A 13,406-nucleotide genomic window follows, 5' to 3' on the forward strand; every position below is an offset into this window, starting at 1 on the left:
AACATGGGGTTGCGAGCCGGGCTCAGGATGCCGTTGGGCCGATCCGCGGCACGAGCAGCTGGATGATGGCGAGCGACGCCAGATAGAGGAACGACGCCGCCGCGAAGATGGACGCGTAGCTGCCCGTGCGCTGCAGGATCTCGCCAATGATCTCGGTCACGACGCCGCCGGTGAAATAGGCGACGAAGCCGCCGAGCCCGACGACGGAGCTGATGGCCTCCCGCGGCATCGTGTCGGAAACGAAGCTGAACAGATTGGCCGACCAGCCTTGGTGCGCCGAGCCCGCGAGTCCGACGATCGCGACGGTGAGAAACACATTCGGCATGCTCGGCGCGGCGAAGATCGGCACGACCGCGAGGGCGCAGCACAGCAGCGCGAGTTTGCGCGCGGCGTTGAGCGACCAGCCGCGGCCGAGCAGGCTGCCCGACAACCAGCCGCCGGCGATCCCGCCAAACGACGCGATCAAATAAAACACCGCGGTCCAATCCCCGACCGACACGAGATCGAGTTGGAAATGTTTTTGCAGGAAATCCGGGAGGAAGAACATGTAGATGTTCCACACCGGTCCCGCGAGAATACCGGCCGCGACGTAAGCCCAGACCGCACGGTAGCGAAACAACGACAGCCACGGCACGGACGTCTTTGGCGCCTCAACGGCGGGCTGGCCGGCGCGGATGTAATCGCGCTCCGCGTCGGAAAGTCGCGGATGCCGGTCGGGTGTTTCGTAGAGCCGCCACCATGCGAGCAACCAGAGGATGCCCAGGCCACCGGTGATATAGAACGTCGCCGGCCAGCCCCACGCGGCATACATGCGCGGCACCGCGAACGGGCAGACGATCGCGCCGACATTGGTGCCGGCGTTGAACAATCCGGTCGCGAGCGCGCGCTCCTTCACGGGAAACCACTCGGCGACGGCCTTGATCGCGCCCGGAAAATTGCCGCCCTCGGCGAGGCCGAGCGCGATGCGGGCGGACATGAAGCCGAACACCGTCAGCGGCACGGTGAACGCGCCCAGCGAAAGCCAGGTGAGCGACAGGCTGACGGTGTCGTTGACCGGCAGCAGCGAGCAAAGCCCGTGCGCCGCGGCGGCGATGCTCCACAGGAGCACGGCGAGCGGCAGGCCGCGTTTCACGCCGATCCGGTCCATCAAACGTCCGCCGAAAAGATAACCGAAGGCGTAGGCGAATTGAAAAGCCGCGGCGATATGCGCGTAGTCGGTCTCGCTCCAATTCAGCTCCTGGCTCAACGGCCCCTTCAGGATGCCGATGATGTTTCGATCGATGTAATTGAGCGCGACCGAGAAAAAGAGCAGCCCGCAGATCGACCACCGAAAGCGGCCAGGGGATGCTGCAGGAGACGTGGTCATCGGAAGCGAAAACGAGACGGAAGCGCCGCGGACGGCGCCGAATGGGCGGGGAAAAGAAGTGAACCTCCACGCCGGCACATCGGGCCGGGCGTGGGGACGCTCGAAAACTGAAGTTGGGGAACGGATTTTCCGATAGTGGAGACTGCGCTCATCGTTGATGCGATTGGATCAGGACGGCTGACCGGGCCGATGAAACACGCGGACGCCCCGGCCCGGCCGTCCGGGCGGCGTCTCGACGTTCCTGAGACAAAACCGCCGTCATCCGGATGGGCATGACGGCGGTCGGGTTGGACGTATCCGAAGGTCGATTACAGTTCGAAGTTGGCCGAAAGAATGAACTGCTGCGGATCCTTGATGCGGTAGGCGAGCGGCGAGCCGTCGGGGAAGACCTGCGTCACGAGCAGGCCGCCGCCGGGTTCGCCGATGTTGCGCGCATTGAGCCGGAAGGTGGCGCGGACCTTGTCGTGAAACAGCTTCGTCGAATACGCGACAAACAGGTCGACCTGGGTTTCGGCCGGGCTGAACACGGGCTTGTTCGTGTCGAGCTGCGTGATCTTGTCGGGCAGCGATTGCACGCCGAGGAAGCCGATTGAGCGCTTGTCGATCCAGCGGAGCGAGCCGCCGACGGTGACGTTGCGCAGGATGGGGTGATCGGTGATGCCGGAGAGCCGGTAGCGCGTGCTGAATTTCGCGTTATATTTGCTGATCTGCGGACGCGGGCGGCCCTCGAGTTGACGGTAAACGGCGAGCGGGCCTTCGACGAACGTCACGAAGTTCGTGGCCGCCGAGTTGTTCGCGTCGTAGCCGTAAGCCGTGAACGCGGAGCCGCGGATATAGCGCCAGAGCAGGTGGCCGGTCGAGCCGGTGGGAATCGCGAGCTCCGGGTTGCCGGCGTTGGGATCGTTGGCCGCGGTGAAACGCGGATCCTCGACCGTTTCCCAAACGGGCATGCGGGCATTGATCCACTCTTCGATCGTGCTGCCGGCGTTCTGGTTGATCGCTTCGGTCTTCGTGACGGACGCGGTGACGGTCCAGTTGGTCGTGGGGTTGAAGTTGATCTCCAACTCGTCGCCCTTGGAAACGTAGTCTTGGATCGCGGCGAGGCGGCCGGCGGTGATGGCGTCGATCAGGCCGTTCATCTGGTCGGTCGCGAGGCCCATGGTCTTCGCGCGTTCGGTGTCGACTTGCGCCTGGGTCCAGTCGGGGTGGAGCGACTTGAGCCACTCTTCCGAGCGATCGTAGAGGTTCCAGCGGTCGTTGGCGTTGAGGCCATCGGCGCGCAGGACGCGCTGGGCGATGGTGCTGATGTCGCCGTTGCGCAGGTTGATCGAATTGGTGTCGAAGTGCGTGTAGCGGAGGCTGAGTTTGCCGTCGAAAAGCGTCAGCCAGAAGCCGATGTCCTTGGTCTTGCCGGTTTGGTTGGGCAGCGACTTGAGGTTGAGGTCCACGGCGGGGCCTTGGGGGACGAAGCTGTCGGCGGTGTTATAGGTGAGGCTCAGGCCGCCGAGCGCCTCGGCAAGAAAGCGGCTGAAGCCGGTCCCGGTCTCGACCTGATTGCGCACGAAGCGGAAATCCCGGAAGGGACGCAGAACAAACGATGCCGTTTTCGTCGTGCCTTCGGCCGCGCCCCACTCCGGATTCCAGCCGTCGGAGGCGGCGCGATCGAAGTCGAGCAGATCGGGGGTGAGCGTCGCGAACGGCGCGGAGCGGTCGTAGACCTTGTCTTTGCGGACACCGAAGGTGGTGACCAGTTTGCTGCCGAGGAAGAAGCTCTGGATCATCGCGCCATCGGTCTTGATGATGGTTTGCTTGGAGGCGCCGGCCGCGGAGCCGTCGGGGCTGGGGGTCCAGCCGATCGTCAGCGGATCGGCATGGAAACTGCCGGTGTTGCCCCAGTGGAAGGGAACCGTCGCGCCGTTGGGGAAGAAGTTGGGTGCATACTCGACGCCGCCACCGGGCGTATCGCCCACGTAGTAGTATTCATACACGCGCGAGATGTTGTTGCTGGCCTGGTAATTGGTGCCGCTGGCGGTGCGATTGGCGAGCGGCGCGTTCGTGTCGAACTGGCTCTGGAGGTAGGGCTGGTTGTAAGCCGTGGCGGTGCGGCGCCACGCATACTGGCGGCTCTGGCGGTCCTTGTATTCGTAGTATCCGAGAAGCTGATGCGCGCCGAGCCACTTGCTCCAGTTCGCGTTCTCCGAGAAGTCGAAGCGATATGCGAGCTGGGCGCGGTAGGTGTCCCACTGCAGCGGCTTGTCGCGGAGGAAGGGCTCCTTGCTGCGCAGATACGGCCGGCCGTAGTAGGGGTTGGGCGTGCCGTCGAGGTTGCGGATATTGGGGTCGGCGTAGAGTTCGCCGATGACGCCGTTGACGCTCGCAGGGCCGAGGGGCTGGTTCTCGATGCGCTTCGCGTCCTCGCGCATGAAGGTGGCCTGCGCGGCGAGGGTTTGGCGGGGCGTGTTGAGGATGATCTGGTCGAGCTGCGCGAGGTAGGTGTCGACGTCGTCCCAGGCCTTGTTGCCGTTCATGAGGCTGATGCGCTCGTAGTCGTAGATCGACTTGTCGGAGAGCGCGGCGTAGCTCGCGAAGAGCGGCTGGGCGGCGCCGTAGGAATTCACCGGGCCGGTGGCGACGTAGCGGATGTTGTTGTTCACCGCGGTGAGCGGCGTCGTCGGATTGGTGACCGTGGGCGTGCTCCAGTAAGGATCCTCGTCGTCGCGGCCGACGCGGAAGAACGACCGGCCTTCGCTGGGGCTGTTGTTGAAATAGGACGGCAGAGCGTTCGTGATCGGAATTGCGGAGCCGGCCACGAGTTGGTTGCCGCTGGCGGTGTTCTGGCCGTAGGTGACGCCGTTGAGGGTGATCAGGCGGGTGACGGGATCCCAGGACGGTTTGCCGGCGGCGATCCAGCCGCTGATGTTGTCGCGGGGTGTCGTGAAGTTCGGCCGTTGCGCGAGGTTCTTATAGTTGAACCACGAGGCCGAGACGGTGGTGTTTTTGAACGGCTGCGCCTTGAACTGAAGGCTGAGCCGCCGGGCGTCCTCGCCGGAGGGTTTGCGCTGAAACGCGGTGTGTTGATATGCGTAGCTCGCGCGCACCGACAGCTTCTTCGCCCAGAGCATGCGGTTCACGTCGAGCGAGGTGCGCCAGCCGCCTTCGCTGTCGCCGCGCACTTCGGCGCGCGTGAAGTTGCGCGTGAGATTGGCCATCGCGGGCACCTGGTTGACGGTGCCGCCGGCGTTGCCCAGGCCGAAGATGTTGGCGTTGGGACCGCGGCTGACCTCGACCGAGTCGAGCCAGAGCGGATCGATCGGCACGCGGCCGGTCGTCTGGATGTTGTTCAACGCGATGTTCGCGTTGCTCAGGCCGCGCACGCGGTTCGCGTTGTTCGGATCGAGCGAAACATTGTCCGTCACCGCCCCCGTGCGATCGACCTCGAAGGCCGAGTAACTGTGCGTGCCCTCGGTGCTCGCCATGTAGTCGAACACGTCGTTGATATCGAGCATCCCGAAGTCGTTCATCTGCTCCTTGGTCATCACCGTGATGGACTGACCCAGGTCTTCGATCTTCGAGTTCAGGCGCGTGCCCGACATCGCGTTTTGTTGAAAGTAGCCGGTCGCCTCGCCCTTCACCTCGAAGGGCGAAAGGGTCAGGACCTCGTCCTCTCGGGTGGACGCCGGTTCGCTCGGGGCGACTTGGGCGAGCATCACGGTGGAACTGAAAGCGAGGCAGGCTGAGGCGTGCCATCGCGCGAGCCGCAGGCAGGGTCGGGCAGGTTTCATGACGGTTTTGGGTTGGGGGAAAAGACTCGAGCCATGAGGCCTCGAGCCGGACGGCGCCGTTGCCGGCGCGAGGGGGAAACCGCGGGGGAAGCGCGGCGCTGGATTGAAAGCCGCACCGTGGCGCGCGCTTCAATGCGCCTGGTGCGCGCATTGTTGAATCAGGCGTCGAAATCCGGCGCCCGCGCGGAAAGCATCAGAGACGCGGCGGCAGCGTTTCGCCTTCGCGCCATTCGCCGGTCAGCGAAATCTCGTGGCGCAACGCCGGCACGCCGAGCTCGTTGCGGTGCATCAGACCGATCAGCATTTCCACTGCGAGTCCGCCGATCTTCGCGGGCTCGCAGGCGACGCCGGCACAATTCAATTCCGGATGATCGCCGGCGAGATCGACGAGGCCGACGTCGCGCGGCACGGATTTGCCGAGACGTTGCAGCCACGACAGCACCGGCCGTGCGTGCGAAACGAGGAGAGCGTCGGGGCGCTTCGCCGTGAACCAGCGGGCGAACTCGGCTTCGTTGGTCGCGCCGGCGGCACAGATCGGGATGCGATGTGCCGCGGGCAAGCGGAGTTGCGCGCCGACGTAGGCGCTGAGCCAGCGTTCGCCGACGTGCGGACTGTCGTTGGCTTCGGAAAAGACGAAACCGATCCGCCGGTAGCCGCGGGCGACGCATTGCTGCATCGCCCGGGCCGCAGCCTCGAAATGATTCTCCGTGACGTGATGGAGCAGCGGCGCGTGCAGCGTCATGCCGAGTGCGACGCAGGAGAAGTGCTCCCAGTCGAGGTTCAGCTCGTGCTCGCCGGGAGGCAGCCGGCCGACGATGAGGCCGTGGATCCCGCGGTGGCGGAGAATTTCGCAAAAACGCGCCGGCATCATTCCCGGTTCGCGCAACCAGAAGTGTTCGACCCGATAACCGAAATCGCGGGCGCGGCGCTCCGCACCGGGGAAGTAGTCGGGCCGGTCGTGATGTTCGGGACGCCAGCCGTAGCGCGTCGGATAATTCGTCACGTAGGCGAGCGTGACATGTTTCACCGGCTTGCCGCTGCGGCGACTGCGCATCAACGCCGCCACGAGCGGATTCAGCCGGTAGTTCAACTCGCGCGCGATCGCCTGCACGCGGCGGCGGGTATCGGCGGAAATCCGTCGATCGTCGCGCAGGGCCAGCGCCACCGTGGACCGGTGCACGCCGGCGCGCTCAGCGACATCCTGCAGCGTGGCGGAGGAGGGCACGGGCAACGATTACCGCGGTCCAGGCGGCGGTTGCAAACGGGCATCGAGCGCGACGCGACCGCCGGCGGGCACTACGACCGCCGTGTGAAGATCGCCATAGCGCACGCGCGCTTCGCCGCCGTTTTCCGAACGCAATTCCAGGCCGGCGAGGCGACCGTCGCGCCACGAGAAATCGATTTCGAAACCGCCGCGGGCGCGGAGCCCGCGCACCGAGCCGGTGGGCCAGGCGCGGGGCAGCGCGGGCAACAGTTCGATCTCGCCCGTGTGCGTCTGCAGGAGCAGTTCGGCGATGCCGGACGTGCCGCCGAAATTGCCGTCGATCTGAAACGGCGGGTGGGCGTCGAAGAGATTTGGATACGTGCGCTCCGGGCTGAGCAGCGCCTGGAGGATCCGGTGTGCGCGATCTCCGTCGCGGAGTCGGGCCCACAGGTTCAGGCGCCAGGCGATGGCCCAGCCGGTGGAGAGATCGCCGCGCGTCTCGAGCGTGCGCTGGGCGGCGGCCGCGAGAGCGGGCGTCGTGCGCGGGTCGATCTGCTCGCTGGGAAACAAGCCGTAAAGATGCGAGACGTGGCGGTGCTGTTGCTCGGGCGCGATCGCGTCCCAATCCTCGATCCACTCCTGGAGTTGTCCCTGCGCGCCGATCTGGTTCGGCGGGAGCTTGGCGCGGGCGGCGGCGAGTTGCGCGCGGAGGTCGGCGTCGATCCCGAGGATGCTGGAGGCCTCGATGCAGTCGGAGAAAAGGTCACGCAGGATTTGCGCGTCCATCGTGGGACCTTCCGCGAGCGAGACGCCGGGATGGTGGGCGTTTTCGGGCGAGACGGAAGGATTCGTGACGAGCCAGCCGTGGCGCGGTTCCGGGACGAGCGTTTCGAGAAAAAACTCGGCGGAACCCTTCATCAGCGGATAGGCGCGGGCGAGAAATTCGCGGTCGCCACTGTAGCGATAATGTTCCCAGAGATGGCGGCAGAGCCAGGCGCCGCCGGTGGGCCACATGCCCCAGAAGGCGCCGTCGATCGGGCCGGCGGCGCGCCAGAGGTCGGTGTTGTGGTGCGCGACCCAGCCGCGCGAGGCACCGTAATGTTCCTGGGCGAAGCGCCGGCCGGTTTCGCTGAGATCGCGGATCAGGCCGAACAGCGGCTCGGCGCATTCGGCGAGATTCGCGACCTCGGCCGGCCAGTAGTTCATCTCGGTGTTGATGTTGATGGTGTATTTGCTGCCCCAGGGCGGCGTGAGATGATCGTTCCAGATGCCCTGCAGATTGGCTGGTTGCGTGCCGGGGCGGGACGAGCAGATCAGCAGATAGCGGCCGTAGTTGAAATATAAGGACGCCAGCGCGGGATCGGGTTCGGTAACCGCGCGACGAACGCGTTCGTCGGTGGGCTCGGCCGCGAGGGCGGTGGTGCCGAGGTCGAGGGCGACGCGACGATACAGGCGCTGGTGTTCGGCGATGTGACGCTGGCGCAGCGCCTCGTAGGTTTGGCCGGCGACGGCGGCCAGGGTGGCGGCGTTGAGCGCGGACGGGTCGCCGCCGACGTCGTCGTAGCGGCGGAAGCTCGTCGCGGCGGCGACGACGATGGTGGCGGAGTGGGCGCCGCGCACATGGATGTGCTGGCCGTCGGAGGTGACGCTTCCGCCCTCGGTGGTCACGCGCGTGCGCACCTCGAACTTGAGCTGGCCGGGGATGTTTTCGGCGGAGCTGTTGGTGCCGCGGAGGACCAGGTCGCTGTTTTCCGCGGTCGAGGTGCGGGCGTCCTGGGGCGATTGCAGCGCGAGCGTGAACGAGAGCGAGCCGCCCCATTCGGGCCGCGGCGGGTTGCGTTCGGTGGTGAGGCGGATGATCAGCGCCTGGTCGACCGGGCTGATGAAGGCTTCGCGGACGTGGCGGACGCCGCCGATGACGAATTCGGTGCGGGCGATGGCGGTGTCGAGATCGAGCTCGCGGCGGTAATCGGTGCAGGACTCGGAGCCGGGGAAGGTGAGGATGAGGTCTCCGGTTGTCTGATACGGCATTTGCCGCATGGGGCGGGACATGAATTTTTCCTGCACGAGCGCCTGGGCGGCGGCGTAGTCGCCGGCGTTCACGAGTCGCCGGATCTCGGGCAGCGCGGCGCGGGCGTCGGGGTGGGCGGGATTGTAGGGACCGCCGGCCCAGAGGGTGTCCTCGTTGAGCTGGAAGCGTTCGGTCTGCGGGCCGCCGAAGACCATCGCGCCGAGGCGGCCGTTGCCGAGCGGGAGTGCTTCGACCCACTGAGCGGCGGGCTGGCGATACCAGAGGACGTGGGTGGCGGGGTCGCCGGCGCGAGCGAACGACAGCGGCAGGGCGAGAGACAGGACTGCCAGCAGACCGCACTGACGGAGAACGGAACGTCGGAGGAGGGGCATGGGGCTGAAGAGATCGGTGGGTATGGCCGCACGGCCGGGCGCTGCGCGGGGGATTTCGACTCAACGCGCCGGGGGAAAATGTGAAAGAAAAAAGCCGCCCGGAAACCGGGCGGCTTTGAGAAGAGATCCGTGCGGGACGGGCGTCGTTTTTAGAACGAGCCCTTCAAGCCGACGGTGATCTGCACGCCGAACTCTTCGCGCTGATACTGCGAGGCGTAGCCGGGCGTGTTCGCGTTTTCGCGCAGGAGATCCTGCGGCTCGTCGAACAGATTCCGCGCGTTGGCGAAGAGCGCCAGGTTGCGGTTGATCCGGTATTCGGCGTTCACGTCGACGGTGACGCGCGAGTCGAAGTATTGGTAGAAGCCGGCGGCGGCACCACCGAACGCTCCACCGGTCTGCGCGCCCTGCGCCTGTTTGCCGCGGTAGTTCACGTTGAGGCGGAGGGTGACCTTCTTGTCGCGATAGGTGATGCCGGTGTTGCCGGCCTTGTCGATGAAGCCGTTGAAGTCGGCCGGCGTGCCGCCGTCGAGATCGAGCTTCGTCGCGTTGAAGAAGAACTCCAGCTTGTCGCCGATGCCGGGGATGAACCGGAGCGGCTGGCGGAAGTTGATTTCGCCGCCGAGGATCTTTGCCTTCGTGGTCAGGTTGCGCTGGGTCTGCAGCGCGTAGCCGACGTATTCGCTGCCGAGGCCGAGGAAATCGAGATCGGCCTGGGTGGCGGTGCTGGCGACGCTGCTGAAGAAGTTGTCGATGTCCTTGCCGAACACGCCCACGGCGAAGAGGCCACCGTTGGGGAAGTAGTATTCGGCGGAGAGATCCCAGCCCTTCGCTTCCCACGGCTTCAACGCCGTGTTGTTGTAGATGATCGTGTGCGGATCGATGTTGCCGATGCCGTCATTGATCTGGAGATCCGTGTCGTTGATGCGGACCAGCGGCAGGATGTTGCCGAAGTCCGGACGGCCGACGGTGAACGCATAGGCGGCGCGGAGCACGATGTCCTTCGTCGCGTTGAAGTTCACGTGCACGCTCGGGTAGAAGTCATCGTAGGACTGGTCGACGGAGAGGCCGCGTTCGCGCCAGTTGGCGGCTACGTTGGCGAGCGTCGCGCCCGGCGTGGGCGTGAGCGGGCCGCGGCCGTCGTCCTCGGTCTTCTCGTAGCGGACGCCGGCGAGGACGGAGAGACGGTCGTCGATGAACTTCGCCTCACCCATGATGTAGGCCGAGGTGATCGTCTCTTCGAGGAGCTGGGAGTTCTGGATCCGGAAGCGCTCCGTCGCGAGCTGCTGGGCGGTGGTTTGCTGGAAGTAGCCCGGGTTGCTCTTGAACAGGTCGCCGAGGAGGAAGGGATCGATCCACTGAATCGTGGGCAGGCCCCAGTGCGGGTCCGGCGCGTAACGCGAGTCGCCATAGAGCGCGGCGTTGTCGTCGGCCGTGTTGGCGATGCCGTCCGGCCCGACGAAGTTCCACGTGCTGGAGCGGCGGGTGATGTCGCGCTTCTGTTTCGACTGGTCGACGCCAGCGCGGAGCGTGAACGGCACGGCGGCCTTGAAGTCCTTCGCGACGTTCATGTGGCCGGTGGTGAACTCGTCCTTCGCATCGAGCGGCGTGGAAGTCACGGTCGTGAGGCGATAGTTGATGAGTTGGGACCAGTTCAACTGCTGGCCGGCGGCGTTGAGGGCGCGAATGACGTTCGGGCGCTCGACGGTGTAGTCGGCGAACTGCACGCTGGAAACGCCCTGCATGCTGGCGTTGGCGCCGTTGAAGTGGCCACGCTCGATGTCGCGATACCACGTGCGGGACGCGGCGTAGGAGAGGCCGGCGTCGAAGTCCCAGTCGGTGCCGTTGTAGCGGTATTTCGCCATGAAGGCACCGGTGGCGCCGAGCTTGTCGCGGAACGAGGAGCCACGGTTGACGGAGCCGCGGCCGGTGGCGCCGTTGGTGAAGTCGGAGCCCCAGCTCAGCGGGCTGCCGGAAGCCGGCGAGGGCACGGCGTTGGTGCCGACGTTCCAGGTGATGTTACGATTGCCGAAGAAGGATTTGTAGTAATTCGCCTGATACCCGATCCACATCGCGGAGCGGGGCGAGATGCGCCAGTCGGCCTTGAAGCTGACCGAGTCGCGGAACGAGTTCTTCGGCCCATCCTGCATGACGTAGGACATCAGGTAGGGATTGGTCTCGGTGGCGCCGGCTTGGGCGAAGTTCCAGTTCTTCTGCGAGCGGTGCTGCTCGTTGAACTGATTCGAGGTGAGGCCGGTGATGACGAAGCCTAGATTGTCGTTGATCGGCAGGGTGTAGTCGAAGTCGAAGCCGGGAAGAACCTTGTAGGTTTCCTTGCGGCCGGGGCCGGGCGTCTTCGAGAAGAAGTCGAGGTCCTCGTCGTTCATGTTGAACGAAAGGCGGTAGTTGAACTGCGCGCCTTTGCGTTCGAACGCGTTTTTGCCGATCAGGTTCACCGCGCCGCCGAGCGCCGAAGCGGGCATGGCGGGCGTGGGCACCTTGGTGACTTCGACGCGGGACGCGTTGTTGATCGAGACCTGCTCGAACTCGAACGCGCGGTTGCCGGCGCCGGACGAGGCGCTGGCCATGCGGAAGCCGTCGACCATGACCGACGTGAAGCCGGGACCGAAGCCGCGCACGGATACCGTGCGGACGTCGGCGGCGACGTAGTCGACCGTGATGCCGGGGAGGAACTTCAGGAACTCGCCGACGTTGCCCTCGGCGACGTCGCCGAACGCATCCGTCTCGATGACGTTTTTGATGTTGGGCGAGAAGCGCTGTTCGTTGACCGCGATGGAGGCGACGTTGGTGTCGCGGGCTCCGGCGACGGTGAACGTTTCCAGCACGACGGGACCCGTGTCGCTGCCGAACTGGAGGTCCTGCGTCACCGACTGGCCGGCGACGACGGTGGCGGCGGCGGTCTGGCGACCGAGACCGCTGTAGAAGGCCTCCACGTTCACCTCGCCGGCGGGCACGTTGTCGAAGTGGTATTCGCCGTATTCGTTGGTGCGCGTGGTGCGGTTGGTGCCGGCGATCGTGACCTGGGCGTTGTTGAGGTAACGGCCGGTGCTCGCATCGAGCACGCGACCGGCGATCGTGCCGGTCGCGGCGGGCTGCGCCTCGGCGGAGGCGAGCACCGACAGGCCGGTGATCAGGGCGATGAACAGACGGAACTGCGATAACCAGCGGGTCCAGGCGAGACGCCGCGGGAATCGAACAGGGACAGGTAGCCTATGGCTGTTGTATGGTATCATGTTTGGTGACAGGGCTTGGGACTGACCGCCGCCACCTTCCCGAATCTCAAACCGCCCTGCGCCACTGCCGGGTCGACCTCCGGCTGCACTATGAAAGCAGCAGCTCGGAACGGACGACAAAGTCAGAGGCAGGAGGGGACTTGGGGTATTTGGGGCGATGGCGGTGGAACGCCTTTTACTCGGCGCTCCAAAGGGGGAGCTGAAGGGGAATCGAACCCCTGAGCGACCTCAAGGGGGTGTTTAGGCACATCGTTGACCAAAACGGCGCCGCGCGGTGCGCGGACGACGACGTGTAGTGGCCCGATGGTTACGTGGCCGGCGGCGGCGCGTCGGTGCGCCAGGGCAGCATGCAGTTCTCCCGCCACTCGCCGGTGAGCAGGATCTCGTGCTGCACGGCAGGAACGCCGGTTTCATTGCGGTGCATGAGGCCGACGAGCATCTCGACCGCGAGGCCGCCGATCTTGGCGGGATCGTAGTAGATGCCGGTGCATTCCATCTCGCGCCGCTGCTCGAGGGCCACCACGCCCACGTCGCGCGGCACGGTGCGATCGAGATTCGCGAGCCACTGCAGCAGAAGTTTCGGATTGTTGACCAGCAGGGCATCGGGTCGGTGGCGGGCAAACCACTGCCGGAACACGCCTTCGGTGGTGGGGTTGCCCGGGCAGACCGGCAGTCGGTCCTGGGGCGGAAATTGGAGTTGCTGCGCCATGTAGGCGCCGAGCCAGCGGTGGCCGACGCGCGGGCTGTCGTTCACATCGGAAAACAGCACGCCGATCCGGCGATAACCGCGCTCGCGACAGCGCTCCATCGCCTGCCACACGGTGTCGAAATGATTCTCCGTCACGTGGTGGAGCACCGGCGAACGCAGGGTCATGCCGAGCGCCACGCAGGAAAAGCGCTGCCACTCGAGATCGAGCGAGTGCTGGCCCGGGGGGAGGCGGCCGATGATGAGGCCGTTGATGCTGCGCGCCGACAGCATGTCGCAGAAGCGCCGCGGTGTCATGCCCGGCTCCGCGAGCCAGAAATGCTCGAGCTTGTAGCCGAAATCCTGGGCGCGTTGCGCGGCGCCGGGAAAGAAGTCCGGCCGGTCGTGATGTTCCGGCCGCCAGCCGTAGCGCGTGGGATAATTCGTGACGTAGGCGAGCGCCGCGTGCTTCACCGGCTTGCCCGAACGCCGCGACTGCATCAACGCGGACACCAGCGGGTTGATCCGATACCCGAGCCGCTGCGCGATGGCTTTGACGCGGCTGCGGGTTTCGGGAGGGATGCGAGGGTGGTCGCGAAGCGAAAGCGAAACCGTGGTGCGGTGCACTCCGGCGGCGCGTGCGACGTCTTCGAGCGTTGCCTTGGCCTGCACGCACGCCAGACACGCGAACGGCCCGGGGCAGTCGAGCAAAATG

The 13,406-nt window shown here is 65.7% G+C and carries 6 protein-coding genes; all 6 read right to left on the bottom strand.

The window, feature by feature from the left end; translation table 11 throughout:
* Positions 1-22: 22 nt before the first annotated feature.
* Positions 23-1,366, bottom strand: a complete 1,344-nt coding sequence (locus AC6RV7_RS06805) for an MFS transporter (RefSeq protein WP_500093162.1) — start codon at positions 1,364-1,366, stop codon at positions 23-25.
* A gap of 308 nt (positions 1,367-1,674) precedes the next feature.
* Positions 1,675-5,148 carry a TonB-dependent receptor plug domain-containing protein gene (locus tag AC6RV7_RS06810; protein ID WP_500093163.1) on the bottom strand — a complete coding sequence of 1,158 codons (3,474 nt, stop codon included), beginning with the start codon at positions 5,146-5,148 and terminating at the stop codon, positions 1,675-1,677.
* Between the two features lie 193 nt (positions 5,149-5,341).
* Positions 5,342-6,373 carry a LacI family DNA-binding transcriptional regulator gene (locus AC6RV7_RS06815; RefSeq protein WP_500093164.1) on the bottom strand — a complete coding sequence of 344 codons (1,032 nt, stop codon included), beginning with the start codon at positions 6,371-6,373 and terminating at the stop codon, positions 5,342-5,344.
* Between the two features lie 9 nt (positions 6,374-6,382).
* Positions 6,383-8,755 (bottom strand): glycoside hydrolase family 95 protein, encoded by a 2,373-nt coding sequence (locus tag AC6RV7_RS06820; RefSeq protein ID WP_500093165.1) that lies wholly within the window; start codon positions 8,753-8,755, stop codon positions 6,383-6,385.
* A 149-nt stretch (positions 8,756-8,904) separates the two neighbouring features.
* Positions 8,905-12,006, bottom strand: a complete 3,102-nt coding sequence (locus tag AC6RV7_RS06825) for a TonB-dependent receptor (RefSeq protein WP_500093166.1) — start codon at positions 12,004-12,006, stop codon at positions 8,905-8,907.
* A gap of 307 nt (positions 12,007-12,313) precedes the next feature.
* Positions 12,314-13,402, bottom strand: coding sequence for a LacI family DNA-binding transcriptional regulator (locus tag AC6RV7_RS06830; RefSeq protein ID WP_500093167.1), 1,089 nt, complete (start codon positions 13,400-13,402; stop codon positions 12,314-12,316).
* Positions 13,403-13,406 lie beyond the last annotated feature (4 nt).

The sequence above is a fragment of the Opitutus sp. sgz309028 genome, assembly GCF_059821195.1.

Excerpts from the sequence above, each read along its gene's own strand:
- AC6RV7_RS06825 (WP_500093166.1), bottom strand. The coding sequence starts at position 12,006 with ATGATACCATACAACAGCCATAGGCTACCTGTCCCTGTTCGATTCCCG.
- AC6RV7_RS06820 (WP_500093165.1), bottom strand. The coding sequence starts at position 8,755 with ATGCCCCTCCTCCGACGTTCCGTTCTCCGTCAGTGCGGTCTGCTGGCA.
- AC6RV7_RS06805 (WP_500093162.1), bottom strand. The coding sequence starts at position 1,366 with ATGACCACGTCTCCTGCAGCATCCCCTGGCCGCTTTCGGTGGTCGATC.
- AC6RV7_RS06810 (WP_500093163.1), bottom strand. The coding sequence starts at position 5,148 with ATGAAACCTGCCCGACCCTGCCTGCGGCTCGCGCGATGGCACGCCTCA.